The organism is uncultured Maribacter sp. (genome assembly GCF_947500405.1).
Classification (GTDB): Bacteria; Bacteroidota; Bacteroidia; order Flavobacteriales; family Flavobacteriaceae; genus Maribacter_B.
The window spans coordinates 366,677-392,461 of the sequence record NZ_CANMRY010000003.1 but is presented as its reverse complement, the minus strand read 5'-3'; the positions used below and the strand labels follow the sequence as shown (position 1 = coordinate 392,461).

The following is a 25,785-nucleotide window of genomic DNA, read 5'->3' as shown; positions in this document are numbered from 1 at the left end:
GGTTTTCGATTGCAGATAACTTCCTGTAAGGAGGTAATAACATTGGTTATGTTTTGCATTAGTGTTTACTGTATAAAAAAAATAGTAGAATTTATATGCTGTAAAATGTATTTTGGGGTATTCTTCTTAGATCCTGAGAAAGTAGTATTAATTAATCCGTTTGTAATAGGAGTAAAATGATACTTTCTAGCATCGTCTATAAAGTTAGATATTATGTTTTGTAATGCAGTATTAGAATACGATTGCATAATTTAATCTTGCCACATAGGAACAGGGTATTGTTCATTATCTGTTCTTTCTTTTAAAGCTTTTACCACTTCTTCACGATCTGCGGCATAGGTAATACCAAACCACTGTTCATTAGAAGGGATTGTCTTAATAGTATCCTCGCCAGACTCCATTATTTTTTTAATAATTAATGGTAGGTATAATTCACTGCTTTTTACTAATCTATCGTCTTCCAAAAAGGTAATAAATTCTTCTTCAATAGTTTGGAAAATTTCTGGTTGGCATACCCAAAAATTTAGACTAACTAATTCCTCTCCATTAAAATTTACTCCAGTAGTAATATCGGTAATTACATTGGCTTTCTTTTCAATTTTCAAATGTTCGTCTATAGCAATTAAATTATTGTCACCATCTGTTTTACAAATTCCTCTAGAAACAGAACCGTTGGTAGATAAGGTGTCTTTTAAGGTATAGCCAACCAAGCCATAGCTATTTTCGCTATCTGGATTATTTAAGAATTTTGCAGCATTAACAAAAGCTTCTTTACCGTAATAATCATCAGCATTTATTACTACAAAAGCATCTTCAATTACATTACGGGCAGACCATACGGCATGAGCAGTACCCCAAGGTTTTTCTCTATCTTCCATAAAAGCAACACCATAAGGAATGTCAGAAGTTTCTTGTGCAATTACATCTAACTCTATATCTTCAGGAATACGTTCGTCTAAGTGGTTGTGTGTAAAGTCTACTTTATCTTTTTGGGTAATAACCACAATTTGCGTAAAACCGGCTTCTATAGCATCAAAAATACTGTACTCCATTAAGAGCTCTCCATTAGGGCCTAAATCATCAAACTGTTTTAATTTTCCATATCGGCTTCCGCGTCCGGCAGCCATTAATAATAATGTCATAATTTAAAAATGTTAAAAAGTAGTATTTATACTACTATAAAGATATTTCAAAATTTGGTTAGCATTAGAATTTAACGTTAAATCTAATATTTTGTTTTGTGTAAATAAAAGAAAATCATCAAAAAAAATATTTAAAAAAGTAAAGGAATATAAATAGCTGTAATAATAGTCTATTTACATGATATTTATCATATTTTTTAGAACTATGCATGTCTATGTTTGTAGTGTAAATAACAGGTATGTGCAGTTTAATAAAAAAATATAATGTTTCGGGTCCTAGGTATACTAGTTACCCTACGGTTCCTTACTGGAATATGGATACATTTTCTGGAAAAAAATGGGAAACTACCCTTGTAAAAAGTTTTAAAGAAAGTAATTCTAAAGAAGGAATTAGCTTATATATACACTTACCTTTTTGTGAGAGTATGTGTACCTTTTGTGGATGCCATAAACGCATAACAAAAAAACACAATGTAGAAGAACCTTATATAGATGCCGTTTTAAAAGAATGGGATTTATACACCCAATTATTTTCGGAAAAACCTAAAATAAAAGAATTACACTTAGGTGGTGGAACGCCAACGTTTTTTGCTCCTGAAAACTTAGAAAAACTTATAAGAGGAATTTTTAGAAAAGCTGATAAAGCGGATGGATATGAGTTTAGTTTTGAAGGACACCCAAATAATACCACTAGAGAACATTTACAAGCTTTATATGATGTAGGCTTTAGAAGGGTAAGTTATGGAGTACAAGATTATAATGAAACCGTACAAAAAGCAATACATAGAGTACAGCCTTTTAAAAATGTAAAAAGTGTTACAGAAATTGCTAGAGAAATAGGGTATACCTCTATTGGACATGATATTATTTTTGGCCTGCCGCACCAAACTTTAGACCACGTTAAGGAGACTATTTTAAAAACTAAAGAGTTACGTCCAGACCGTTTAGCATTTTACAGTTACGCACATGTGCCATGGTTAAAGGGTAATGGACAAAGAGGGTATAAGGATACTGATTTACCATCTGCAGAGGAAAAAAGAGCGCAGTATGAAGAGGGTAAAAAATTATTAGCACAAGTAGGGTATACAGAAATAGGAATGGACCATTTTGCACTTTCTAATGATAGTTTATATACCTCTATGAAATCAGGAAAATTGCATCGTAATTTTATGGGGTATACGGCATCTAAAACGCAACTTATGGTTGGTTTAGGGGCATCTAGCATTAGCGATAGTTGGTATAGTTTTGCGCAAAATGTAAAAAGTATAGAGGAGTATAAACACTTGGTAAATAATAATATAATTCCAATTTACAGAGGACATATATTAACCAAAGAAGACCAAGTAATAAGAAAGCATATTTTAAACCTTATGTGTACTTACCAAACTTCTTGGGCCTATGAAACAATGAGTTTTAATGATGTAGATACAGTTTTAGAAAACCTAAAAGAAATGCACTTAGATAATTTAGTGATTATTTCTCATAACAAATTGGAAGTAACCAAAAAAGGAAAGCCTTTTATTAGAAATATATGTATGGCTTTTGATGTGCATTTGCATAGAAAAGCACCAGAAACAAAATTATTTTCAATGACAATTTAAACCCTACTATCATGAAAAAAATAATAGTACTTATAGATTTTTCAGAACAGTCAGAAAATGCATTAAAAGTAGCTGTTTCTATCGCAAAAAAACACGATTCAGAGATTTTAGCATTGCATATGTTAGAACTTAACTCTGCTTTAATTTCTTCGGAAGCCGGAATGCATCCAGAACAAACGGTGTTCTTTTTAAAACTTGCAGAAAAACGTTTCAAAGATTTTTTAAATAAAGACTATGTAGCAGATAGTACAATAACGCCAATAATTAAACATTTTAAAGTTTTCTCTGAAGTTAATGAGGTAGCCAAAAAGCACAATGCAGATATGATAATTATGGGCTCTCATGGTACTGATGGGTTAAAAGAAATATTCATAGGTTCTAATGCAGAAAAAGTGGTTAGAAATGCTGAAATTCCTGTTTTGGTAATTAAAAAAGAGCATATAAACTTTAAGATAGATCGTTTTGTTTTTGCTTCTGATTTTGAAGTAGACAAACTACCTGCATTTAAAAAGGCAAAAGATTTTGCAGCTATGTTACGTGCAAAATTAGATTTGGTATATATAAATATACCTGGAGATAATTTTTTAAGTACTTCAGATGCTTATGAGAAAATTAATCTTTTTTTACAAGAAGGAAATATAGGAGCTGAGGTTACTATATATAACGATTATAGTGTAGAAAAAGGAATTTTAAATTACAGTGAAGCTAGTGGTGCAGATATTATAGGCATTCCTACACATGGTCGTAAAGGGTTATCCCATTTTTTTATGGGTAGTATAGGAGAAGATATTGTAAACCATGCAGATATGCCTGTAGTTACTTTTAAAATGTAAGGATTAATTTTTATATACGTTTTGTTGACGTGAAGGGGGAGGTTGTAGTTGGCCTTCCCCTTTTTTATGTGAAATTTAAAATAATAGAATTATGTACAAAATAAATAACAGTATTAAAGAAACAAAGTTTAATGGTTTGCAAATAAGTAAACTAGCAAAAACCGATACTTTAGAGATTCTTAGTATAAGTATGGAAAAAGTGGCCGTTTTTCCAAAACACAGCTCTCCTACAGATGCTCAATTAGTAGTTCTAGAAGGAGATATTTCCTTTCATATAAATAATGAAATTTATAGTCTAAAGAAACAGTAAAGTTTTAGTTTTCCAAAGGATATAGAACATTGGGTGGAGGCTAATGATAACTCAAAATTTTTAATAATAAGATAATTTATAGGCATTCCTGTTTTAGATGTCCGTCTAATATAATAGATAATTCATTTAATTTAGCCTCCTGTTTAGTAAGCCCTTTTAGAAAATTAAAATCTTCACTAAAAAGAGATTTATAATAATTTATACCATCTAATAAGTTATTTCTAAATGTAATTAAATATTTAATTTGCTTAGGAGTACTTAGGGTGTTAGTCTCATTAATTTTTTCTTTAAAATAGGTAAGGTAAATACCTAGTTCTTTAATAAACATATGAGGGCGGTCCTTTCTACTAATTACATTTTTACGACCATAAATATGGTCGGTAATTTCATTAAGATTCATGATTTTAGAAAAATAGGCCATGTTAGGGCCAGGGCATATAGATACCCCATCTCCTTCGGTCTTTGTACTTAAACCGTATGCTAGTAAAGCAGACGTTCCTAAACCAACACATGTACAAGATTTTTCTATAATTTTTGCGTATTGTTTTTCGTATGCTTCTTTAGGTACCCCCTCTTTCTCTAAGGCTTTTATTTTTAAATATTGGTATTGTCTAGATGCCGTACATAAACCAGACTCTTTAAAGTCTTTATTTAGAGAAACAAACTTTTTAGGGCAAGAACTTCCTGGTCTTCCTTTACGTATGTTGGTGGCTTTTTCTACATCTTTTGTGTTGCCTTTTAGACTGTGAAAAGGAATTCCTAAAGGCGAAATGTTACTTAAATATAAATCATTTTCTTTAGCAGTTGTAAGTTTGTCTACCGTAGCTTTATCTACTGTTGTAGCTTCTGGAACTAATAAAAAAGGAGAGCCCCAACCAACTGAATCTACTTGGTAGTGGTTTAAAATAAAATTATGTTCTTCAGCAGTACCAACACCACCTTGTGCAGTTAGCTTAATAGGAAGTATGTTTTGCGGTATAGTTTTGTTTTTTCTTTCTAAAGCGGGAATTAAAATAGCATAAATATTTTCGGATAAAGCATCTTTTTCGTTTTTAAATTGCTCTAAAATAGGCCCCATTAAATAGCCGTCTGTAGCAAAAGCATGTCCGCCACAGTTTAAACCAGATTCTATTCTATATTCAGAAACCCAAAGTCCCTTTTTAGCTAAAAATTTACCCTGTATTAAGGCAGACCTATAGTCACTTACCTTAAGAACAATTTTCTTTTTAATATTTCCGTTTTTGTCTGGGAAAAAGTCATCAAACTGTTCTATATAGCTATACAATTTAGGATTCATCCCTGCCGATAAAATAAGAGAAGAATTAACGTTACTGTTAGCGTAGCCTCTAAGTGCAGCATGCGCATCGTTATATTCTGTTGGGAGTTGTTTGTTTTTTATATAATTGTCTTTATCTACTTTGGTCATAATATTAACATCTATACTACCCATAGTAAGATTTTCTTTCAACCAATTTTTAATTTCCTCTAGATTGAAATTGTTTTTTGTTCGTTTATTAAATTCTTTTTTTAAGTAGGAAGTGTCTGGTAAAATAGAAAAGTATTTTTTTATTTCGGAGCTAGACTCTTGGGTTGCCACCTTTAGTGCTTGGAACTTTTCTTCGGCTAAATTTTGAATAAGATTTAGGTAAGATGTTATTCTTAAAGCTCTAAAATCTTTTGTTTTATCTGTAATTTCCGCATAGGGTAAGTTAGAAATCTCGCAATACATTTTGCGTAGTTTTTCTAATAAAATATCATCTACTAAAGAGATAACAGAATCTATTCCTAAGTAAGAAACCTTTAAAGGAGAATCTATAGTAAACCCAATTCCCATTACAGGAATATGAAAAGAATGTGTATTTGCCATGAATATTTTTGTTTTGCAGTTTTATGAAAATAACCAACTGCAAATTTTCTACTATTCTGGCTCTTAGAATATGATATATGTCAGTTCTTGGGGGATGTTTATTTTAATTAGTTAGAGATTTAATAATTGTAAGTATCTTTATTTTGAAGTTGAGCTGAATTTAATATGAATCTTTGCCCTTTATGTCAAACAAATCTAGCGGACAAGAAAAATTCGCATATCATACCAAAATTTTTGGGTAAACCTTTATTTAAAAATATAAAGCCAGGGAATATATTTCAAGTAAATAAAAGTGGGAAGACTAGGAAAATACAAGATATTCCCAAACAGGATTTTTTAATTTGTACAGTTTGTGAAAAGAGAATGGAAATATTGGAAACTTATTTTGCAAAAAAATTAGTTTCAATTAATGATTACAATAACAGAAAAGATAAATTTAAAATAATTAAAATTGGCCCTAATGAAATATTAAATTGCTTGGATATAGACCCTTTATTATTTAAGTTATTTTATTTTTCTATTATATGGAGAGTTTCAGTTACTTCAAATTCTTCATTTAAAAATTTTAAATTACCAATTAAAATTGAATCAGAAATTGGTTCGTTTTTAAATGATAATCTCTTTAGTAGTCATAAAAACTTATTGAAGAATTTAAGTCTAATAAAATCATACCCAAAATATCATTTAATAGTTTATAAAAATAAAGAAGCTAAAAGTCTTTTTTCAGGAATTTTAACAGCTTTCCGTATGTCTGAGGATCATTTTGGAATTTTCACAAGTGATATGATTTTGTTTTTTTATTTAAATGATAATAAAATAGATTATCTATCTGAATTAATTTCGAATAAAGAAGATGGAAAAGTTAAGTTTGTCTTGACGAACTCCAATCAATGGAAAGATATTAACTTAGCTGTTATTGAGCATCGATTACTAAATAATAAGTATAAGTGAAATCTACTTCCCTCTACTCTCAAACATTTTCAGGAACAACATGGTAGACATTTTTTGCGCTCTATTTTTTGCAATCCAGGCGGTTTCTCCATCAAACAAATCATCTATAGTAGCGTACCAGGTATTTAACCACAAACCAAAATGTTCAGAAGTAATAGTGACATTAGTTTTAGCATCTACCTCTTGGTGCGCTTTAACAGGATTTCCATGGTATTTACGTTTTAGAAAGAGTTGGGTTTCCCAAAAATCGGTTAATAGATTTAAATGCGTATCCCAATCTGTAATTATGGTGTTAAAAATTGGCCCCAAAATTTCATGTACTCTTATTTTATCATAAAAAGTATGTACAAGCAATTTTACATCGCTTCTATCTTGAATATCTTGCTTTTTAGACATATCTTATCTATTAAAATGGTAAGATAGTTAATTATGGCATTCTATTTTTGCAGAAACAATTTCGGTAACTGGTTTTGGAGAAATATAAGGTATACCCAAACCTAGTCCTCTTAAAATAAATAGAACTCCTATTATAATTACAAAAGTTGGAATTAATTTTTGCACCTTTTGTTTAGTAACGCCTTTTAATAAATTGCTAAAATAAATAGTAGTAGTCATTAAAGGAATAGTACCTATACCAAAAAGGAGCATGTATAAAGAGCCTTCCCAAATGTTTGCCATAGCAATTGCGCCAAATAATGCCATATATACCAATCCGCAAGGGAGAAAACCATTTAAAAAACCTATGGTTAAAAAAGTATCTGGAGTTTTCTTTTGTAATTCTTTTCCTAGTTGCGATTTAACCTTGCTTATTACTTTGTAAATGGGCTTAGAAAAATTGTATTTATGAAACGTTTTATAGGGAATAAGAATTACCAATATCATTACTATACCAATAATAATGGAGAGTTTTTGTTGTAAACCAAATACCTGTAAGCTCTTGCCTAAAAGTCCAAATAAAAGCCCCATAATGCTATAGGCTAGTAACCTTCCAAAGTGGTAAATAAAAATTTGTGTAAATTTTTTAAGATTACTTTCTCTATCTACCGGGAGCATAAATGCAATGGGGCCACACATGCCTACACAGTGTAAACTTCCCATAAGTCCCAATAATAAGGCAGATAGTATCATTTTTTTACTTTATATAAGTAATACTTTCTTTATGTAAGTAGTCTTTTTCGTTATAATTCCAGAATATTTTAATATCCCAGCGACCATCTAACAAGCGTTTGTCAGGTATGAGCAAATGTGAATTGGACAGACGTAATGGTAAGTCAAAATCCAAGTGCTTATTAGATGGTCTGTAAAAGGATATGTTACCTGTAATATTTTCTTCTTCAATATTTTTTGGAAATTTAATAGATAAACCTTCGGATGTTTTTACAAATTCTATTTTTATACTTTTTCCATTAATGGTAGCATCTATTTCGTTTTGATAGCCTAGTTCTGCTTTATAATATTCTTCAATTACTAAATCATGATTAGCTTTATGATCGGTACTCATTTTAAAAACAAAAAAGAGAATAAAGCCTATAAAGCCAATAAATGCGATAACAATTCCGGTTCCCCAATTAATTTTCATACTTTTTCTTTTTATTATTTGCTATTTATATACTTCGACGCTTGCTTCTAAATATTAAATTAATTTTCCATTAACTACCTCATGGGATTACCTAGAGGTTGTTACTTATAACTTCTAGGCCCTAAAAAACGAGCCGTTGTAGTTTCAATGAGTTTATCTTTACTAAATATTCCTATTTTTAGTTTGTCTTTATCGCCATTTAAGGCTGCATTATTTATTTCTATAAATAAAGTTCCTTCCGCTAATTCTTGTGCAGGCACCGTAAAATCGTCATGGCGAACTAGCTCTATAGTACCTTTATGAGATAAGAGTTTAAAGCTTACATCATCAATATTTTTTGAAGTCTTGTTTACTAGTTTGTAGGTGTACACATTACTAATAATATTTCCTTCTTTATGCTCGTATAATTGGCCAGGTAATCGTAAAATATTTGCTTCTACTTCATTTCTTAAAAAAAGCATCCCGGCAAGAATTCCAATTAAAATAAAAAGCACAGCAGAGTATCCTTTTAACCTTGGTGTGAACTTAAATTTTGCTTTTTTCTCTATATTATCTTCACTTGCATAACGTATTAACCCTTTTGGAAGATTTACTTTTTCCATAATAATATCGCACTCATCTATACAAGCAGTACAGTTTACACATTCTAGTTGTGTTCCGTTCCTAATATCTATACCTGTTGGGCAAACATTTACGCATTGAAAACAGTCTATGCAATCGCCATTACCAAGCGCATAACGGTCTTCGTTTTTCCTAAACTTTTTTCTTCCGTTTTCTCCTTCTCCTCTTTTATGATCATACGCAACTACAATAGATTTATTGTCTAAAAGTACACCTTGCATTCTGCCGTATGGGCATGCAATAATGCAAACTTGCTCTCTAAACCACGCAAAAATAAAGTAGAAAACTCCTGTAAATATTAACAAAGAAATTAAGGTGCTTATATGGTTTAAAGGATTTTCTGTTACATATTGTATTAGGCGGTCACTACCAATTAAATAGGCAAGAAAAACGTTAGCAATAAGAAAAGAAATGATGAAAAATATAAACCATTTTAGAACTCGTTTTCTTATTTTATCTGCATTCCAAGGCTGTCTTTCTAGTTTTATTTGTGCGCCACGGTCGCCATCAATCCAAAACTCTATTCTTCTAAAAACCATTTCTAAAAAAATAGTTTGCGGGCACATCCATCCACAAAAAATACGACCAAAAGCTACGGTAAAAAGGGCAATAAAAATTACACCAATAATCATAGAAATTACAAACAAATGAAAATCTTGAGGCCAAAAAGGAAATCCGAATATATTAAAACGTCTTTCTAAGACATTAAATAGTAAAAACTGATTTCCGTTTATTTTAATAAAAGGAGAAGCAACTAAAAATAATAGAAGACCATAGCTTACCCATTTGCGATAATCATAGAATTTACCACTTGGTTTTTTAGGAAAAATCCAAGCACGTTTACCCTCTTCATTGATGGTGCCAATTGTGTCTCTAAAATTTTCGTTTTGCGCCATTACAAACCTTTCTTTATGTTAAAATTAGAATTGTTTGGTAGTTATTCTTGCGTTGTATCTGGGGCCTCCCAAATGTCCCCTTCAGGAGCTTTAGGGTTAGCAGGTTCTTTACCATTAATTTCTACTAAAACGTAACTTGCTACTTGTGCAATTTCTGCAGGTTTTAAGTTTTGTTTCCATGCAACCATTCCTTTTCCGTCTCGTCCACCTTCAGAAATGGTATTAAATACATTTTTAATACCGCCGCCAAGAATCCAGTTTTTATCGGTTAGGTTAGGTCCAATACCACCGCCGCCATCAGCCATGTGGCAAGCAACACAGTTTGCGGCAAAAATAGCTTGGCCGGCCTTAATATCAGTAGCTTCTGTTAATAGCTCTACCGTGCTAGCATCCACTAAATCTTTAGCTGTTTTTTTATATTCTTCTATTGCTATTTGTGCTGCAGCAACTTCTTGCTCATATTCTAAATCTTGGTCATAATCATTAAAAACATGAAAGCGAAGTAAGTAAACTACAGCAAAGATTATAGTGCCGTAGAACATATAAACCCACCAAGGTGGTAAAGTGTTGTCTAACTCTCTAATACCATCATAATTGTGGTCTAGAACAATTTCTCCTTCTTTTTCTATTGGTTTGTTGCCCGTAAGTTTCTTATATATTTTAGAACCATAAGCCCATTCTCGTTGTTGGTTTTTGGATTCTGTATATCGTTTTTTTGCCTCTTCGGAAAGGGTTTGGTAGAGTACATTTTCTATTGCTTTTAATATTATTTCTATTGCAATTAAAAGAAGTAATACTAATAGTAAAAAAACGAGGCTAACAGGGTACTCTATAAATGCAGGTTTATCTCCAGAATCTATGTAATATTCCATTATTCCAAAAACAAGGAAGAAAATTACAGGAACTCTTATCCACCAAGGTGCTATATTTTTCATAGTATTTATTCTTTAGATTGGTTATGGTTATCGTTTTCTAATGGAATATTACTTACTTCTTTTATATGTTCTTTTGATGCGGTTATTACCCATAAAAAAAGAACAACAAAAAATAAGAAGAAGATTAGTAAGGATAGCATTGGGTATGTTGCAACACCATCTATAGTTTCCATATATCCTTTTACAAATTTGAACATAGCTTATTTATTTTCTGAGATTAGTTCTCCTGTTTCTTTAACTTTAATATCGGTTCCTAAACGTTGTAGGTAAGCAATAAGAGAAACTATTTCTCTATCTCGCATTTCTACAAAATCTTCTCCGTTTTCAGCAGCATATTTTTTGTCTTCTTCATAGTTTTTAGCAAAATCTGGATCCGCGTAAAGGTTTTTTTCAATCTTTTCTGCTTGTTTTGCCATTGTAGCATTTGCATTAGCAATATCTTTTTTGGAATATGGTACTCCTAAACTTACCATGGCTTCCATTTTTGCTTGCACGTCGCTACGGTCATGTTTATCTCTTACCAACCATTGGTATGCTGGCATAATAGAACCCGAGGAGGTGCTTTGCGGATCGTACATATGGTTTAAATGCCAGTTATCTGAGTATTTTCCACCTACACGTAATAAATCTGGTCCAGTACGTTTACTTCCCCATAAAAATGGATGGTCATATACAAACTCTCCTGCTTTTGCATATTCGCCATAGCGTTCTACTTCACTTCTAAATGGTCTTACCATTTGCGAATGGCAACCAACACAACCTTCTCTTATATATAAATCTCTACCTTCTAATTCTAGTGGTGTATAAGGTTTTACACTGGTAATAGTTGGGATATTAGATTTTACCATAATAGTTGGTATTATTTGAATAATACCGCCAATTAAGATTGCAACGGTTGCCAAAATGGTTAATTGTATTGGCTTACGTTCTAACCAAGTATGAAAAGTTTCGCCAGCAGTTCTCTTTTTAGAAACTCTAGTAAGCGGAGCAGCCTCTGCTAATTCGTCTTCAACTTTTACTCCAGATTTTATAGTTAGTACAATGTTGTATACCATTACTAAAGCTCCAATTATATACATGCTACCACCAATAGCACGCATCCAATACATAGGAATAATCTCGGTTACAGTTTCTAAGAAGTTACCGTAAACTAAAGTTCCGTCTGGGTTAAATTCTTTCCACATTAACGCTTGTAGGAAACCAGCAACATACATTGGCAGAGCATAAAGGATGATTCCTAAAGTTCCTATCCAAAAATGGAAGTTAGCTAGGCCATTGGAGTATAATTTTGTTTTAAACATTTTTGGCGCCAACCAGTAAATCATTCCAAAAGTCATAAAACCATTCCATGCTAATGCACCTACATGTACGTGAGCAATAATCCAATCGCTAAAATGGGCAATGGCATTTACATTTTTTAAAGAAAGCATAGGTCCTTCAAACGTTGCCATGCCATAACCAGTAATGGCTACTACCATAAATTTTAAAGTTGGGTCTGTTCTTACTTTGTCCCAGGCACCTCTTAGAGTTAATAAACCATTTATCATACCACCCCAAGAAGGAGCAATAAGCATAATAGAAAATGCAACTCCTAAATTTTGAGCCCAATCTGGTAAGGAAGAATATAATAAGTGGTGCGGTCCTGCCCAGATATAAATAAATATTAAAGACCAAAAGTGAACAATAGAAAGTTTATACGAATAAACAGGTCTGTTCGCTGCTTTAGGAACAAAATAATACATAAGCCCTAAGAACGGAGTAGTTAAGAAAAATGCTACGGCATTATGACCATACCACCATTGTACTAAGGCATCTTGTACTCCTGCATAAACTGAGTAACTTTTTAAAGCACTTACCGGAAGTTCTAAGCTATTAAATATATGAAGTACGGCTACGGTTACAAATGTACCCGCATAAAACCAAATGGCAACATATAAATGACGTTGTCTTCTTTTTATCATAGTACCAATTAGATTTACCCCAAAAGCAACCCAAACTAAAGCTATAGCAATATCTATAGGCCATTCTAGCTCTGCATATTCTTTTGATGTTGTATACCCTAATGGTAATGTAATTGCTGCTGCAACAATAATAAGTTGCCATCCCCAGAAATTAAATTTACTTAGAAAATCGCTAAACATTCTAGCTTTAAGTAAACGTTGGGTAGAGTAGTAAACTCCTGCAAAAATTGCGTTACCCACAAAGGCAAAAATAACTGCGTTTGTATGTAAAGGGCGCAAACGACCAAAACTTAACCATGCTATGCCATCTGTTACATTTGGGAACAAAAACATAAAGGCTAATAAAAGTCCTACCGACATTCCTATAATACCCCAAAACATAGTGGCGTAAAGGAAATTTTTTACGACTTTGTTATCGTAATAAAACTGTTGTACTTCCATAATTAATTCCTCTTTTTATTTAGTTGGATTTATTTTTAGAATCTTTTTTTGGTGTAGTTTTTACTACTAGCTCATCTTCAAAAAGCATACGTACAGATGGGGTATAGGAATCCTCATACTGTCCATTTTTAACGGATAGAATAAATGCTACAAAAAAAATAATAGCAACAATAATACTAATCGTTAATAACACATATATAACACTCATACCTACCTGAATTGCAATGTAAAATTACACCTGCTATACTACCTATTATATGACTTTTATCAGGTTTTGAATTTATTTTTAAACCTGCGTTTTAGCGTAATTTTTTACCTAAAAAGTTGGTTGCAATTGTTGTAAAAGCAACTACGCTTATAGAGCTTAAAGGCATTAATATGGCTGCTATTACTGGCTCTAGTTGCCCTGTAATGGCAAAGTATAGCCCTATTATATTGTATAATAATGAGAGCAGAAAACTCCATTTAATAATTTTTATCGCTTTTTTAGAAGCTAGGATATAAGTGTATAATTCCTGAAATTTTGTAGCATCTAAAATGCCGTCGCAGGCAGGAGAAAATACATTTACATTTTCTGAAATTGCAATACCAACATTACTCTGTGCTAAAGCTCCAGCATCATTTAAACCATCGCCAACCATCATTACCGTTTTTCCTTGGTCTTGAAGAGATTTTATAAACTCTAATTTATCTTCTGGTTTTTGATTAAAATATAGTGGAGTAAGTTTTGGAAGTAATTTTTCTAATCTAGTTTTCTCCCCAGAATTATCCCCAGAAAGTATAGCTAATTTTAATGTTTTAGACATTTTTGAAAATAAATTAGACACCCCTTCTCGGTATTCATTTTTAAAAATAAATCTCCCTTTGTATTTATCATTACTACTTATGTGTACCGATGTGTTTTTAGCATCTTTAATGCTAGTATTTTTTACAAAACTTGCGGAGCCAATTTTAATCGTAGCATTTTCTTTAGTGCCTATTATTCCTTTTCCTATATGTTCTTCATATTCGTCTAATGTTACAATACTTTGTTCTGTTAGCATACCATATAATGACCTACTTAAAGGGTGGTTAGAAGAACGGAGTGTATTCTTTAATAAAGCCTCTTCTTCCTGGGAGAGGGAATAACCTTCATAAGTAGCAGTGCTTTTTTTGGCGGTAGTAATAGTACCAGTTTTATCAAAAATTGCAGTGTCTATTTTAGCTAATTGCTCTATAGTATAGGTGTCTTTAAGATAGAATTTATTTTTACCAAAAATACGGAGCATATTTCCTAAGGTAAAAGGAGAAGCTAATGCAATAGCACATGGGCAGGCAATTATAAGTACGGCTGTAAAAACATTTAGCGCCATACTTGGATTATACAACAACCAAAATAAAGTAGATAAAAAAGCAATACTTAAAACCCCAATAGTAAAACGTTTTCCAATACTATCTGTAATAGATTGGAACCTGCTTATTTTATTGGTTTTAAAAATAGAATTACTCCATAGTTGTGTAAGATAACTTTGAGAAACTGTTTTTAAAGCTTCCATTTCTATGGCACTATGTAGTTGTTTGCCGCCAGCAAAAATTTTATCTCCAGAGACTTTTGTTACAGGTTCCGATTCTCCTGTAACAAAACTATAATCTATTTTAGAATACACACTAAGTAAAATGCCATCTACAGGAATTAATTCTTCATTTCTAATAAGAATTTTATCTCCTTTTTTTATGGCATAAACTTGAGTGGTTTCTTCTTTTTTGTTAGGTAAAATACGTGTTACAGCAATAGGAAAGTAAGATTTATAATCCCTTTCAAAAGACAAAAAGGAATAGGTTTTTTGTTGAAAAAATTTCCCTAATAATAGAAAGAAAACTAGCCCAGTAAGGCTATCAAAAAAACCGGGTCCCCATTGTAGAATAATTTCTGTTGTACTTCTTAAAAATAAAACTAAAATTCCAAGAGCAATAGGAACATCAATATTTAAAAGCTTAGAACGTAATCCTTTATAGGCCGAAATAAAATAATCTTGCGCAGCATAAAAAACTACAGGTAGCGAAAAGGCAAACATAATCCACCTAAAAATATCTTGGTATTTGTTTAACCAAAACTCGCCGCCATTTTGGGCACTAGAAGCTAAATCAAAATATTCTGGGAATGATAAAAACATAACATTGCCAAAAGCAAAACCTGCAATTCCTAATTTATAAAGGAGTGTGTTGGTAGTACTTTTTTTTGGATTATTATAATCTTCTAAAGAAATGGTAGGTTCATACCCAATATGCGATAATAGTAACACTACTTTTTTTAAAGAAATAGACTTTGGATTATAGGTAATACGGACTGTTTTTTTTGGGAAATCTACCTGAGAATTACTAATGTGTTGGTTTAATTTATTAAGGTTTTCTAATACCCAAATACAAGAACTACAATGTATATGAGGAATGTATAGGTTTATTATTTGTATGTTGGTATCCTTAAATTCTAACAGTTTCTCTGTAATTTCAGTCGCGTCTAGAAAATCATACTTGCCTTCTACAATATTAGGTGTAGCTCCTGCAGAAGTTTCTATATCATAATAATAAGATAAATTGTTGGTAGAGAATATTTCATAGACGGTTTTACACCCATTACAACAGAATTTTTTTTCATCAAAATCTACTATAGTGCTTGTACAATCATCACCACAATGGTAACATTTTTCCATTTTATTTAAACATTTGCTAATACCTGATACAAAGGTTGTCATAAGGGCAATAAGGAAACATGATATTTGTCAGGTTTTGTTTACCTTGTTACGTGTAATTTTGTAGTGTCAGGTAAAAAAAAGCAGTACTTATGGAAACAAGATGTGAAAATTGTATAGTCCGAAAATTTAATTCCTTAAGGGCAATGAATAAGGAAGAGTTAAAACAAGTTTCTGATGCTAAAGTTTCTAAGAAATTTAAAAAAGGAGAAGCACTTTTTGAAGAGGGAGAGAAGTTAAATGGAGTATATTGTGTTAGGGATGGTGTTTCTAAACTTTCTAAGCTAAGTGCAAACGGGAAAGACCAAATTGTAAAATTAGCAACTACAGGTGAAGTAATGGGGCAACGTGCAGTAATTGTAGAAGAGCCTACTAATTTAAGTGCTGTAGCGGTAAATGATGTTGAGGTATGTTTTGTTCCAAAAGAGATTATTTTAGATAGTATGCATAAAAACCCCGATTTTACTTTAGAGGTTTTACGGCATATGGCGCATGATTTAAAAGAGGCAGACGATGTTATTGTAAACATGTCTCAGAAGACTGTAAAGCAACGTGTAGCAGAAGCTTTTTTATATTTAAAAAATAATTACGGAGTAGATGAGGAAGGATTTTTAAACCTTACTTTATCTAGAGAGGATATAGCTAATGTGGTTGGCACTGCTACAGAGTCTTGTATTCGTATTATATCAGAATTTAAGAAAAAAGGGTATCTTAAAACTTCCGGAAAACGTATTATTATTACCAATGAAAAAGAACTGCAAGATTTGGTAAAAGGATTCTAAAATTAAATATTTTTCATAAATACCAAAACTGACATTTGTCATAGTTTTAAAAATGCACTAAAGATAACTTTACAACTTAGTTAAAAGAGTAGCATGAAAAAAATAGTAATACCCACCGATTTTTCGGATAACGCTTGGAATGCAACTAAATATGCATTGGAACTTTTTAAAGAAGAAGAATGTACTTTTTTTTTAGTTAATACCTATACTCCAGCAATAGCAAATAGCCGCTTTATGGCAGCCGCTATAAATGGAACGCTAATTGAAGGTGGAGTTTCTTTAGCATCTAAAAAAGGCTTGCAAGCAATAGTGAAAAAAGTAAAGAAAAGTTATAATAACCCCAAACATTCTTTTAGAACCATATCTTCTTTTAGCTTATTAGTTGATGAGATAAAGGAAATCGTAGAACAAAAAAATATAGATTTAATAGTAACAGGAACCAAAGGTAGTTCTGGTGTAGAAGAAATTTTTATGGGAAGTAATACGGTTCGTATTATTAAATCCATTAAAAATTGTCCTGTTTTAGCAATACCAGAGCGTTTTGACTATAGTAGCCCTTTAGAAATGGCATTTGCGACAGATTTTAATCGGTTTTATTCTCTATCAGAATTACAACCATTAATTACTTTAGCAAAAGCTTTTAAATCTGTAATACGCATTGTACATGTACAATATGAGATAAAGGCATTAACAGAATTGCAGCATTTTAACTTAGGAATGCTTCGTAAATATTTTGATGAGGTAGAGCATTATGTGCATACGGTGTCCGAGTTAAATTCTATCTCTAAAACATTAGAAATTTTTAGCTCGGAGTTAGATATTCATTTATTAGCAATGCTTAATTACCAACATAGTTATATGGAAAAAGTGACAAGAGAACCTGTTGTTAAACGTATCGCTTTTCATACACAAATACCATTACTAGTAATTCCGGAACTAGGAATGGTGCCACCATCTAATGCTTATAAAAAAGAACAAAATGTTCTAGTTAAATAGCTTGGCTTAGTTAGTTTTCCAAAATTTATCAGTTTCAGGAATGTCTTTTTTATGTCCTAATGTAAAGGGACTAAAATGTAATTTCGCAAAAAGATACCAAGCAGAGGAAGATATTGCAGGAGTAAGGTCTGCATGATCCCAAAGAAGACCTGCACCATAGCTTGTACCATGATTTGTGGTATACGGTATACCCTGTGCATTTTCAGAAGAGGTGCTTTTTATAAATGTTTTCTCTAAATTTTTAATTATATCGCTAGCTTCTTTATTTTTATTTTTTTGTTGATAAGCAACTAAAATTTGTGCAGTACCTTCTAACCATATAACATCTTTATCCTCATCAAAAGCATACCCAGTAATATGCTTCCCATTTGTAGTATTAATTTGAGTGTTTTTATAACGGTCTAATTTTGTTAATGCTTCTACAGGGAAATCAGGGAAAATACCAATACTTAAACCATGTAAGTCTAAAGCATATTTGTAATCCGGATTTTCTGGCCAAGCAGTTAATAATTTCTCGGTGCTATCCCAACGGTTTGTTTTTAAAAAAGAAAGAATACTAGTATGAAAGTTGTCATATCCAGATACCGCATTAAAAGCAGTTATGATACCTTCGGTTACTTTAGGAATTTCTGAGCCATCTTCATTATAACCACCAATTAAACTACCGTCTTCTATTTGTAAAGAACGCAACCAACTTTCAAGAGCATTTGCCATTACGCCATATTTTTGCGTTTGTGTTGCTTTATGGTAGTGATTAAGGGCAATTAGTAACCATGCATTATCTCCCATCCAAGTTCTACTACCTTGTTCTCCTTTATTGTTTCTAAATTGATAAAACCCGCCAGAACCATGTAATAACTCTGTTTGAACCTTATCGTTAAAAAAATCAAATATTTTTTCTGCCTTTAAAATTTCTCCTTGTTTTATATAAACTAAAGCAGCTAAAGAGTTATCGTATAAAGAAACAAAATCAGAATTTTCAGAACTTTCTAAAAGCCCGTTTGCTTGTTGCATATTTAAAACCCATCTATTAGTTTTTATTGCAGCTGCAGATAAATTAATAGTAATAGGTTCTTCTATTGGCATTAGCTCTGGAGTTAACTTGTCTTTAGAGGGTTCTTCAAATGTTAGCTCTTCTTTAGAACAAGAAGTAAGTGCAAAAGAAATACAAATTAAAAGTAAAACAGATATACGCATAGCTTAGTAAATAATTATCTGTTGTAAAATTAAATACCATTCTAATGTTGAAAATGAATACACGTTGAAATGTAAGGTTTTTCGCTATATGTTACAATTGCTTATAGTTAATCTTATTTAATAGTTATTAAACAGATGGGATGATTTTATAGAAGAAACATTTGGTAGTTAAAAATGGAAGTTTGTCTATATGTTTTATTTATTCAAATACTTAAATAGATAAAAACTTTAGTATCTTTGAGCCGTTGTGTTGTGTTTCAATTTTATATTGAAACAAAGTGTAGCTATCGATAATAGTATCGATACTATCCGATGAAAGGCTTTCCATAATGGGAGGCTTTTTTTGTGAGCATTTGTTAAGTTTTGATATTTAGCTTCTTATGGTTTTGTAGAATGTAGTGAATTGAAGGAGATACTAATTTTACAGCTCAGGTATCACTTGTAAATATTTTTAATAAATAAAGACTTTAAGATGCACATAAAATTTATAGAACTAAAAAATATATAGCAACGAGCAGTGCTCTCTGCAGTTTGGAAAAATGACCATAGAAATAAGTCATTGGGTACATGTATAAGTATGTTGTTCTCTACTAAAGAATCTACCTCTTAAAATCTTATCTTTATAGCAAATTAAATGTGAATGATTTTTGATATAATAAAGAATAGACGCTCTATTTTTCCTGCACAATATAATACGAAGCCAATTGCAAAAAAATCTATAAAAAAAATACTAGAAGCTGCCAATTGGGCTCCTAGTCATAAAAAAACCGAACCTTGGCGTTTTAAAGTCTTACAAGGCGAGAAGAAAGCCGAGTTGGGAGAATTTTTATCTAATACATACATAGATATTACGGAAAACCCCAAGCAAATAAAATCTAAAAAACTTATAGAGAATCCTAAAAAGGCTGGAGCAGTAATTGCTATTTGTATGCAAAGAGACCCTTTAGAAAGTATTCCAGAATGGGAAGAAGTTGCCGCTGTAGCAATGGCAGTACAGAATATGTGGCTTTGTTGCACAGAAATGGGAATTGGTAGTTATTGGAGTTCTCCGGGACTTATAAAATATATGGATGAGTTTTTTGATCTAAACGAAGGAGAAAAATGTCTTGGTTTTTTCTATATGGGATATTCTGATGAGGAACCAGTAGAAGCTGTTAGAAAGCCAATAAATGATAAGGTAGAGTGGTTGTAACAATTTAGGATAAAGCTTATTGGAGCATATTTTTATTTTTTAAATACTAGAATTTATGTTAATAAAAAATATAGTAATAATCGTTTTTGGTATTTTTCTATTGGGTTGTGATGGAGACCTTAAGCAAGGAAAATGTGAGGAAGGTTTTTTTGAGCAAAACACCCCTGATGGTGGTAGTTATTGTGTGCCTTTAGGAGAGCAAGACAGTATTGAAAATGAAAATCCTGATGCCAAAAAGTTGCATTAATTAATAAAAGGAAATAGTTCATTTTTATATTCCCATGTTTTAGAAATAAATAGTACAAGGAAAATAATAGAAACAGCAAATTTTAAGAAGGTTCCAGTAAGGAAACCCAGAAAAGAACCAAAAGCCGCTTTAAGAGCAGTTTTATTGTCTACTTTGTTTGTTAGCTCACCAACCAATGCACCTAAAAAAGGGCCAATTATTATTCCACCAGGAATAGGTATAACTATACCTAGAATTAAACCAATAGCAGTACCTACCATACCAGCTTTAGTACCTCCAAATTTTTTTGCGCCTAAAATGGGGATTATATAGTCTAGAACCCAAATAATAACAGCAACAGCTAAAGTTGCGCCTAATAACCAGTATTCTTTAGGAACAACAGAAGTTAAATGTAAAACTAAAATTCCTAGCCAACTTATTGGAGGGCCAGGTAAAACAGGTAAAAAGCTACCTATTATACCCACAAACATTAATATTAAGCCTAAAATTACTAAGAAGATATCCATTTAACTGTTTTTCTATAGGACTAATGTAGTACGTTATTGTTACATATTTGGTATAAATTATCATAGATTTTAATAGTTTAAACTAAAAAATTAGTTTAAACTAATTTTTTAGTTATATTTGTGTAACTAAACTTTTAGTTCAATATGAAACAACTCACAAAAGCAGAAGAAGAGGTAATGCAAATTATATGGCAATTACAAAAATGTAATGTAGCATCTATAATAAAAGAATTACCAGAACCAAAACCAGCATATAATACAGTATCTACTATTGTTAGAATTTTAGAAAGTAAAGGTTTTGTAGATCATGAAAAAGAAGGGAAGGGGCATTTTTATTTTGCGTTAGTTCCTAAATCTGACTATAGTAACCAGTCTATAAATAAAATAGTAGATGGTTATTTTCAGGGTTCTTTTAAGAGTATGGTATCTTTTTTTATGAAGAAAAATGATATGAGTCTGTCGGATTTAGAAACCATATTAAAGGATATTAAAAGCGAAGAATAATGATACAGTATGTGGTAGAATGCATTGCTTTTCAGTTAGTTTTTCTAATGGTATATGATTTTTTTTTAAAGAAAGAAACATTTTTCCAATGGAATAGGGTATATCTTATTGGTTCTTATGCGTTGTCTTTGTTGTTTCCTGTAATAAAAATTACAGCGCTTAAAACTAGTCTGCCAGAAGATTTTATAGTGTATCCAGAATATTTCTGGCAACAAGACTTGCCAGAAATAGTTGTTACAGAAAAAGCCTCTAATTGGTTTTTGAATATGCCTTTAGAAAATAGAATTTTAGCAATAGGAATGTGCATAGCATTTCTAATTTTTAGTTATAAATTATATCAACTTAGAAGATTAAAAAAACAGGGTAAAATTCAGTTTTTTAGTAATTATACCCAAGTGCTATTAGAAAAGAGCACTTCTGCTTTTTCTTTTTTTAAGACCATTTTTATGGGAGATCAGATTAAAAAGGAATATTATGAGAGTATTTTAGAGCATGAGTTAGTGCATATAAAACAAAAACACACCTACGATTTAATGTTTTTTGAGGTTATGCGTATTATAAACTGGTTTAACCCTTTGGTCTATATCTATCAAAGAAGAATATCCGAATTGCATGAATTTATTGCAGATTCTCAAGTATCAAAAAAGAATAAAAAAGAGCAGTATCAGATACTGTTATCACAAGTTTTTCAGACAGAAAATATATCATTCATCAATACATTTTTTAAATCATCATTAATTAAAAAACGAATAGTTATGTTACAAAAACAGAAATCAAAAAAGAGTTACCAGTTAAAGTATTTACTATTAGTGCCCTTAGTATTGGGGATGTTGTTTTATACTTCTATGGCCAAAGGAGAAGGAGTTACAAGTAATTCTGAATCTAATAATCCAGAAGACATTGTATTAATAGCGGAGATTAAAAAGGAAATTAAGAAGGAATTAGATAAGGGAGGTACAATGGAAGAAGTTTCTAAAAGCTTCGCTAATCAAATAAACATAAAAGGCGATGAGTATATTTTTTCTAAAAAAGAATATTTTAAATTTAGAATAGTAAATAATTTAATGTCTAAAAATTATAAGGTTAGGTTTGGAGATGATGTGAAGACGGATTATAAGCCAAGAAAACAATCATTACCAAGTTCTGAGGAATATGAATATTATTTGAATAGAAGAAAGGCTTTTCAGATTTTAGATAAAAATTTAGATATATCTATTCCAAGAAAAACACATGATGTTGTTTTGGTAAAAAAAGCGGATACTTATGGTAGAGATTGTTATGTATATAAAGTCTCTAACATTAAAGATTTATCAGGGGTAGAAATCCAGAGTTTTAACGAAAAGATGGGAAAGGTATTTGCTTTAGGAAGTCTATATAAAAGTGTTATAGTAGAAGATGTTAAAAATGCAGTTCGCGTATTTAAAAAAGAAAGTTTACAAAAAGAAAAAGGAAAGACTCCAATTGCTTTTTCAAAAGTAGATAAAGTTCCAGTTTTTCCGGGTTGCGAGGGTATGGAAGATAAGAGAGCATGTTTTAATACAATGATGCGAAAACATATTGGAGATAATTTTAAGTATCCACTTGAGGCTCAAGAAAAAGGAATACAAGGGAAAGTATATGTTTTATTTGTGATTTCTAAAAATGGAGAGATTACAGGTTTAAAAATGAGAGGGCCTCATAAATTACTAGAGAAAGAAGCAAAACGTATTATATCTAAACTCCCGAAGATGAAGGCAGGTGAGAGTAAGGGTAAGAGTGTAGATGTAGGTTATTCTATTCCAATTGAATTTAAGTTAAAGAAAGATGTAAATAAAAATTCTAGTGGAATAGAGATTCAAGATAATGGAGTTAAACTTAAAATGGATAATCCTCCTTTAATTTTAGTAGATGGGAAAGAAATAACCAAAGAAGAAATGGAAAAAATTGATAAGGATAGAATAGAATCTATTAATGTTTTAAAAGACAAATCTGCAACCGAAAAATATGGTAATAAAGGTAAAAATGGAGTTATAGAAATAACTTTTAAAAAGTAGAATAACATTCTCATTGTTTATTAAAAAATCCGAAGATTTTCTTCGGATTTTATTATTTGAATTATGTTTTTAAAGAGGAAATAAGGAAAAAGCATTTTTGTTATTTATTAAATTATTTTACTAAAGTTAAAAGTCCTTAAAATATCGTAATTTTCCCCAAAAGAATAGTGTAAAATGAATAAGCTTTGGATCTTTGTGTTTATATGTAGCCTTGCTTCATGTAATCCTTTTGTATCTAAAGAAGAAAAAACGCAAAATCTAGTAAATAAAGAATTGCTAGAAATGGACTGGAATACTATAGATAATTACCCACTTTTTTACACTTGTGATGAAACAGCAACTAAAGAGGAACAAAGAATTTGTTTTGAAAACGAATTGATTTCTCATTTTTCTGAAACTCTAAAAGAGTTTGAGTTTACTATTGCTCCTGAGGTAGATAGTACGGCATATGTTGTATTTGTAATTGATAAAATGGGAAAAATTAAAGTACTTAATATAGAAAAGGACCCTGCAATTATAGAAGAAATGCCAGAGTTTGATGGTGTAATAACCCAAAGCCTTAAGAACTTACCAGAAATAGACCCAGCATTAAAAAAAGGAATTCCTGTAGCTACAAAATTTAGAATTCCTATAGTTTTACATAGTAATTAAAAGAACTTGGCAAACGAAAAAATTATATTAGGAATAGACCCTGGAACTACCATAATGGGATTTGGAGTAATTAAGGTGGTAAATAAGAAGATGCAGTTTGTTCAAATGAATGAGTTATTACTTCAAAAATACAAGGATCCTTATACTAAGCTAAAACTTATTTTTGAACGTACTATAGAGCTTATAGATACCTATCATCCAGATGAAATTGCTATAGAAGCACCATTTTTTGGCAAAAATGTACAATCCATGTTAAAACTTGGTAGAGCGCAAGGTGTGGCAATGGCTGCGGGTTTGTCTAGACAAATACCTATTACAGAGTATTTACCAAAAAAAATTAAAATGGCAGTTACTGGTAGCGGTAATGCTAGTAAAGAACAAGTAGCAAAAATGTTAAAAAGTATGTTAGGTTTAAAAACCTTACCAAAAAACTTAGACAGCACAGACGGACTCGCAGCTGCGGTGTGTCATTTTTATAATTCGGGCAGAATAGAAGTTGGTAAAAGTTACACCGGTTGGGATTCTTTTGTAAAACAGAATAGCCCCCCAACCCCTAAAGGGGGTGTAAAAAATACAACGGTAATAAATTTGCGTAAAAAGAAAAAATAATAGCTTTAGAATCAAACTTCAAAATGAAAAATAAAAGGAGTTCCCCCTTTGGGGGCGGAGGGGGCTTATACATCCACATCCCTTTTTGTAAACAAGCCTGTCATTATTGCGACTTTCATTTTTCTACCAGTTTAGGAAAAAAAGAAGCTATGCTTTCTGCTATTGGTAAAGAATTAGAACTACGAAAATTTGAGTTTAAAGATGCCATTGTAGAAACTATTTATTTTGGAGGAGGTACACCATCTGTACTAGATACCTCTGAAATTAACAAACTTATAGAAACGGTTTATGGTAATTTTAAAGTAATAGAGAATCCAGAAATTACTTTAGAGGCTAATCCAGATGATTTAACCTCAGAAAAGTTACAACAACTTCATGCATCAGACATTAATAGATTAAGTATTGGTGTACAGTCTTTCTTTGAGGACGATTTAAAGTTAATGAATAGAGCACATTCTAGTACACAAGCACATCAATCTTTAAAAGCAGCAACAACACTTTTTGATAATATTTCTATCGATTTAATTTACGGAATGCCAAATATGACAAAGGAACTTTGGTTACAAAACATAGAAACCGCATTGTCTTTTAATATTCCACATATATCTAGCTATGCTTTAACGGTAGAACCAAAAACGGCTTTGGCTAGTTTTATTAAAAAAGGACAATTAGCACCTTTAGATGAGGAGTTGGCACAAGAACATTTCTTTATTTTAAAAGAACGTTTAGAAAAAGAAGGGTTTATTGGGTATGAGGTTTCTAACTTTGGAAAACCTAATTACTTTTCTAAAAATAATACGGCGTACTGGTTGGGTAAAAAGTATCTAGGAATAGGGCCTTCTGCACATTCCTATAACGGAGAAAATAGAAGTTGGAATATAGCAAACAACCCCAAATATATACAAGCAATAGAAAAGGGAGAGCTTCCTGCTGAGGTAGAAAAACTAACTATTGTAGATAGGTATAATGAGTATGTAATGACGGGGTTGCGAACCATTTGGGGAGTTTCTTTAAATAGGGTTGCATCTGAATTTGGGGAAGAATATTATGAATATTTAGTACAACAATCTAAAAAGCATATAGATGAAGGTTTGTTAGTTGTAACCCAAAATGTATTGCTGGTTACTCCTAAAGGTAATTTCTTAGCAGACGGAATTGCTTCCGATTTATTTAGGATTACATAAGATTAGAATTTATCTTTA

General features: G+C 31.4%; 27 protein-coding genes. 13 read left to right on the top strand and 14 right to left on the bottom strand.

What is annotated here, in order from left to right:
- Window positions 1-65 precede the first annotated feature (65 nt).
- Together Q0945_RS06055 and Q0945_RS06050 are read right to left on the bottom strand one after the other, a co-directional pair.
- On the bottom strand, window positions 66-248 hold the full coding sequence (locus Q0945_RS06055) for a hypothetical protein (protein ID WP_299432043.1): 183 nt from the start codon (window positions 246-248) through the stop codon (window positions 66-68).
- 3 nt (window positions 249-251) lie between these two features.
- Window positions 252-1,142 (bottom strand): sugar phosphate nucleotidyltransferase, encoded by an 891-nt coding sequence (locus tag Q0945_RS06050; RefSeq protein WP_299432040.1) that lies wholly within the window; start codon window positions 1,140-1,142, stop codon window positions 252-254.
- Window positions 1,143-1,381: 239 nt separating this feature from the next.
- On the opposite strand from Q0945_RS06050, the gene hemN reads away from it, so the two are divergent.
- From hemN to Q0945_RS06035, 3 genes are all read left to right on the top strand, one after another.
- Window positions 1,382-2,743 carry an oxygen-independent coproporphyrinogen III oxidase gene (gene hemN / locus Q0945_RS06045; protein WP_299432037.1) on the top strand — a complete coding sequence of 454 codons (1,362 nt, stop codon included), beginning with the start codon at window positions 1,382-1,384 and terminating at the stop codon, window positions 2,741-2,743.
- A gap of 11 nt (window positions 2,744-2,754) precedes the next feature.
- On the top strand, window positions 2,755-3,576 hold the full coding sequence (locus tag Q0945_RS06040; protein WP_299432034.1) for a universal stress protein: 822 nt from the start codon (window positions 2,755-2,757) through the stop codon (window positions 3,574-3,576).
- 91 nt (window positions 3,577-3,667) lie between these two features.
- The gene (locus Q0945_RS06035; RefSeq protein ID WP_299432031.1) at window positions 3,668-3,886 is read left to right on the top strand and encodes a hypothetical protein; all 219 of its coding nucleotides are present in this window, start codon (window positions 3,668-3,670) and stop codon (window positions 3,884-3,886) included.
- Between the two features lie 76 nt (window positions 3,887-3,962).
- Here the strand turns inward: Q0945_RS06035 and Q0945_RS06030 are convergent, their stop codons facing one another.
- Entirely contained in the window at window positions 3,963-5,753 is a 1,791-nt protein-coding gene (locus Q0945_RS06030) for a hypothetical protein (protein ID WP_299432028.1), read from the bottom strand.
- 234 nt (window positions 5,754-5,987) lie between these two features.
- Between Q0945_RS06030 and Q0945_RS06025 the strand changes: the two genes are divergently transcribed.
- Complete coding sequence (locus Q0945_RS06025) at window positions 5,988-6,704, top strand: hypothetical protein (RefSeq protein ID WP_299432025.1); 717 nt, start codon at window positions 5,988-5,990, stop codon at window positions 6,702-6,704.
- Window positions 6,705-6,707: 3 nt separating this feature from the next.
- Here the strand turns inward: Q0945_RS06025 and Q0945_RS06020 are convergent, their stop codons facing one another.
- From Q0945_RS06020 to Q0945_RS05980, 9 genes are all read right to left on the bottom strand, one after another.
- Window positions 6,708-7,100, bottom strand: coding sequence for a group III truncated hemoglobin (locus Q0945_RS06020; protein WP_299432022.1), 393 nt, complete (start codon window positions 7,098-7,100; stop codon window positions 6,708-6,710).
- A gap of 27 nt (window positions 7,101-7,127) precedes the next feature.
- Window positions 7,128-7,832 carry a sulfite exporter TauE/SafE family protein gene (locus Q0945_RS06015; RefSeq protein WP_299432019.1) on the bottom strand — a complete coding sequence of 235 codons (705 nt, stop codon included), beginning with the start codon at window positions 7,830-7,832 and terminating at the stop codon, window positions 7,128-7,130.
- 4 nt (window positions 7,833-7,836) lie between these two features.
- Entirely contained in the window at window positions 7,837-8,283 is a 447-nt protein-coding gene (locus Q0945_RS06010) for a FixH family protein (RefSeq protein ID WP_299432016.1), read from the bottom strand.
- 101 nt (window positions 8,284-8,384) lie between these two features.
- Window positions 8,385-9,800, bottom strand: coding sequence for a cytochrome c oxidase accessory protein CcoG (ccoG, locus tag Q0945_RS06005; protein ID WP_299432013.1), 1,416 nt, complete (start codon window positions 9,798-9,800; stop codon window positions 8,385-8,387).
- 41 nt (window positions 9,801-9,841) lie between these two features.
- A complete protein-coding gene (locus Q0945_RS06000; protein WP_299432010.1) occupies window positions 9,842-10,735 on the bottom strand; it encodes a cbb3-type cytochrome c oxidase N-terminal domain-containing protein in 894 nt (297 codons plus the stop codon).
- 5 nt (window positions 10,736-10,740) lie between these two features.
- Complete coding sequence (locus tag Q0945_RS05995) at window positions 10,741-10,932, bottom strand: CcoQ/FixQ family Cbb3-type cytochrome c oxidase assembly chaperone (RefSeq protein WP_121063262.1); 192 nt, start codon at window positions 10,930-10,932, stop codon at window positions 10,741-10,743.
- Between the two features lie 3 nt (window positions 10,933-10,935).
- A complete protein-coding gene (ccoN, locus tag Q0945_RS05990; protein WP_299432000.1) occupies window positions 10,936-13,137 on the bottom strand; it encodes a cytochrome-c oxidase, cbb3-type subunit I in 2,202 nt (733 codons plus the stop codon).
- A gap of 19 nt (window positions 13,138-13,156) precedes the next feature.
- Window positions 13,157-13,345 (bottom strand): cbb3-type cytochrome oxidase assembly protein CcoS, encoded by a 189-nt coding sequence (gene ccoS / locus Q0945_RS05985; protein ID WP_299431997.1) that lies wholly within the window; start codon window positions 13,343-13,345, stop codon window positions 13,157-13,159.
- Between the two features lie 91 nt (window positions 13,346-13,436).
- Window positions 13,437-15,827: a heavy metal translocating P-type ATPase metal-binding domain-containing protein gene (locus Q0945_RS05980; protein ID WP_299431994.1), complete on the bottom strand. Its 2,391-nt coding sequence runs from the start codon at window positions 15,825-15,827 to the stop codon at window positions 13,437-13,439.
- Between the two features lie 185 nt (window positions 15,828-16,012).
- Between Q0945_RS05980 and Q0945_RS05975 the strand changes: the two genes are divergently transcribed.
- Both Q0945_RS05975 and Q0945_RS05970 read left to right on the top strand, forming a co-directional pair.
- A complete protein-coding gene (locus Q0945_RS05975) occupies window positions 16,013-16,648 on the top strand; it encodes a Crp/Fnr family transcriptional regulator (RefSeq protein ID WP_299431991.1) in 636 nt (211 codons plus the stop codon).
- Between the two features lie 93 nt (window positions 16,649-16,741).
- The gene (locus Q0945_RS05970; RefSeq protein WP_299431988.1) at window positions 16,742-17,644 is read left to right on the top strand and encodes a universal stress protein; all 903 of its coding nucleotides are present in this window, start codon (window positions 16,742-16,744) and stop codon (window positions 17,642-17,644) included.
- A 6-nt stretch (window positions 17,645-17,650) separates the two neighbouring features.
- Here the strand turns inward: Q0945_RS05970 and Q0945_RS05965 are convergent, their stop codons facing one another.
- The gene (locus Q0945_RS05965) at window positions 17,651-18,841 is read right to left on the bottom strand and encodes a hypothetical protein (protein WP_299431985.1); all 1,191 of its coding nucleotides are present in this window, start codon (window positions 18,839-18,841) and stop codon (window positions 17,651-17,653) included.
- 640 nt (window positions 18,842-19,481) lie between these two features.
- Between Q0945_RS05965 and Q0945_RS05960 the strand changes: the two genes are divergently transcribed.
- Window positions 19,482-20,033, top strand: coding sequence for a nitroreductase (locus tag Q0945_RS05960; protein WP_299431983.1), 552 nt, complete (start codon window positions 19,482-19,484; stop codon window positions 20,031-20,033).
- Between the two features lie 55 nt (window positions 20,034-20,088).
- Window positions 20,089-20,280 carry a hypothetical protein gene (locus tag Q0945_RS05955; protein ID WP_299431981.1) on the top strand — a complete coding sequence of 64 codons (192 nt, stop codon included), beginning with the start codon at window positions 20,089-20,091 and terminating at the stop codon, window positions 20,278-20,280.
- Here the strand turns inward: Q0945_RS05955 and Q0945_RS05950 are convergent.
- Window positions 20,277-20,786, bottom strand: coding sequence for a DUF456 domain-containing protein (locus tag Q0945_RS05950; protein ID WP_299431978.1), 510 nt, complete (start codon window positions 20,784-20,786; stop codon window positions 20,277-20,279). The two genes, Q0945_RS05955 and Q0945_RS05950, sit on opposite strands and share 4 nt — an antisense overlap.
- A 144-nt stretch (window positions 20,787-20,930) precedes the next feature.
- On the opposite strand from Q0945_RS05950, the gene Q0945_RS05945 reads away from it, so the two are divergent.
- From Q0945_RS05945 to hemW, 5 genes are all read left to right on the top strand, one after another.
- Entirely contained in the window at window positions 20,931-21,290 is a 360-nt protein-coding gene (locus tag Q0945_RS05945) for a BlaI/MecI/CopY family transcriptional regulator (RefSeq protein ID WP_299431975.1), read from the top strand.
- Window positions 21,290-23,323 (top strand): M56 family metallopeptidase, encoded by a 2,034-nt coding sequence (locus tag Q0945_RS05940; protein WP_299431973.1) that lies wholly within the window; start codon window positions 21,290-21,292, stop codon window positions 23,321-23,323. The genes Q0945_RS05945 and Q0945_RS05940 overlap by 1 nt, the downstream gene beginning before the upstream one ends.
- A gap of 174 nt (window positions 23,324-23,497) precedes the next feature.
- Window positions 23,498-23,974, top strand: a complete 477-nt coding sequence (locus Q0945_RS05935) for a hypothetical protein (protein ID WP_299431970.1) — start codon at window positions 23,498-23,500, stop codon at window positions 23,972-23,974.
- Window positions 23,975-23,980: 6 nt separating this feature from the next.
- Window positions 23,981-24,583, top strand: a complete 603-nt coding sequence (ruvC, locus tag Q0945_RS05930) for a crossover junction endodeoxyribonuclease RuvC (RefSeq protein ID WP_299431967.1) — start codon at window positions 23,981-23,983, stop codon at window positions 24,581-24,583.
- A 23-nt stretch (window positions 24,584-24,606) separates the two neighbouring features.
- Complete coding sequence (gene hemW / locus Q0945_RS05925; protein ID WP_299431964.1) at window positions 24,607-25,767, top strand: radical SAM family heme chaperone HemW; 1,161 nt, start codon at window positions 24,607-24,609, stop codon at window positions 25,765-25,767.
- Window positions 25,768-25,785: the final 18 nt, after the last annotated feature.

Excerpts from the sequence above, each read along its gene's own strand:
- Q0945_RS06015 (WP_299432019.1), bottom strand. The coding sequence starts at position 7,832 with ATGATACTATCTGCCTTATTATTGGGACTTATGGGAAGTTTACACTGT.
- Q0945_RS06030 (WP_299432028.1), bottom strand. The coding sequence starts at position 5,753 with ATGGCAAATACACATTCTTTTCATATTCCTGTAATGGGAATTGGGTTT.
- ccoN (WP_299432000.1), bottom strand. The coding sequence starts at position 13,137 with ATGGAAGTACAACAGTTTTATTACGATAACAAAGTCGTAAAAAATTTC.
- Q0945_RS05995 (WP_121063262.1), bottom strand. The coding sequence starts at position 10,932 with ATGTTCAAATTTGTAAAAGGATATATGGAAACTATAGATGGTGTTGCA.
- Q0945_RS06000 (WP_299432010.1), bottom strand. The coding sequence starts at position 10,735 with ATGAAAAATATAGCACCTTGGTGGATAAGAGTTCCTGTAATTTTCTTC.
- Q0945_RS05940 (WP_299431973.1), top strand. The coding sequence starts at position 21,290 with ATGATACAGTATGTGGTAGAATGCATTGCTTTTCAGTTAGTTTTTCTA.
- Q0945_RS05960 (WP_299431983.1), top strand. The coding sequence starts at position 19,482 with ATGATTTTTGATATAATAAAGAATAGACGCTCTATTTTTCCTGCACAA.
- Q0945_RS05935 (WP_299431970.1), top strand. The coding sequence starts at position 23,498 with ATGAATAAGCTTTGGATCTTTGTGTTTATATGTAGCCTTGCTTCATGT.
- Q0945_RS05950 (WP_299431978.1), bottom strand. The coding sequence starts at position 20,786 with ATGGATATCTTCTTAGTAATTTTAGGCTTAATATTAATGTTTGTGGGT.
- Q0945_RS06035 (WP_299432031.1), top strand. The coding sequence starts at position 3,668 with ATGTACAAAATAAATAACAGTATTAAAGAAACAAAGTTTAATGGTTTG.
- hemN (WP_299432037.1), top strand. The coding sequence starts at position 1,382 with ATGTGCAGTTTAATAAAAAAATATAATGTTTCGGGTCCTAGGTATACT.
- Q0945_RS05970 (WP_299431988.1), top strand. The coding sequence starts at position 16,742 with ATGAAAAAAATAGTAATACCCACCGATTTTTCGGATAACGCTTGGAAT.
- Q0945_RS06020 (WP_299432022.1), bottom strand. The coding sequence starts at position 7,100 with ATGTCTAAAAAGCAAGATATTCAAGATAGAAGCGATGTAAAATTGCTT.
- Q0945_RS06050 (WP_299432040.1), bottom strand. The coding sequence starts at position 1,142 with ATGACATTATTATTAATGGCTGCCGGACGCGGAAGCCGATATGGAAAA.
- Q0945_RS06040 (WP_299432034.1), top strand. The coding sequence starts at position 2,755 with ATGAAAAAAATAATAGTACTTATAGATTTTTCAGAACAGTCAGAAAAT.
- Q0945_RS06010 (WP_299432016.1), bottom strand. The coding sequence starts at position 8,283 with ATGAAAATTAATTGGGGAACCGGAATTGTTATCGCATTTATTGGCTTT.
- ccoG (WP_299432013.1), bottom strand. The coding sequence starts at position 9,800 with ATGGCGCAAAACGAAAATTTTAGAGACACAATTGGCACCATCAATGAA.
- Q0945_RS05980 (WP_299431994.1), bottom strand. The coding sequence starts at position 15,827 with ATGGAAAAATGTTACCATTGTGGTGATGATTGTACAAGCACTATAGTA.
- hemW (WP_299431964.1), top strand. The coding sequence starts at position 24,607 with ATGAAAAATAAAAGGAGTTCCCCCTTTGGGGGCGGAGGGGGCTTATAC.
- Q0945_RS05975 (WP_299431991.1), top strand. The coding sequence starts at position 16,013 with ATGAATAAGGAAGAGTTAAAACAAGTTTCTGATGCTAAAGTTTCTAAG.
- Q0945_RS05955 (WP_299431981.1), top strand. The coding sequence starts at position 20,089 with ATGTTAATAAAAAATATAGTAATAATCGTTTTTGGTATTTTTCTATTG.
- Q0945_RS05945 (WP_299431975.1), top strand. The coding sequence starts at position 20,931 with ATGAAACAACTCACAAAAGCAGAAGAAGAGGTAATGCAAATTATATGG.
- Q0945_RS06055 (WP_299432043.1), bottom strand. The coding sequence starts at position 248 with ATGCAATCGTATTCTAATACTGCATTACAAAACATAATATCTAACTTT.
- ccoS (WP_299431997.1), bottom strand. The coding sequence starts at position 13,345 with ATGAGTGTTATATATGTGTTATTAACGATTAGTATTATTGTTGCTATT.
- Q0945_RS05965 (WP_299431985.1), bottom strand. The coding sequence starts at position 18,841 with ATGCGTATATCTGTTTTACTTTTAATTTGTATTTCTTTTGCACTTACT.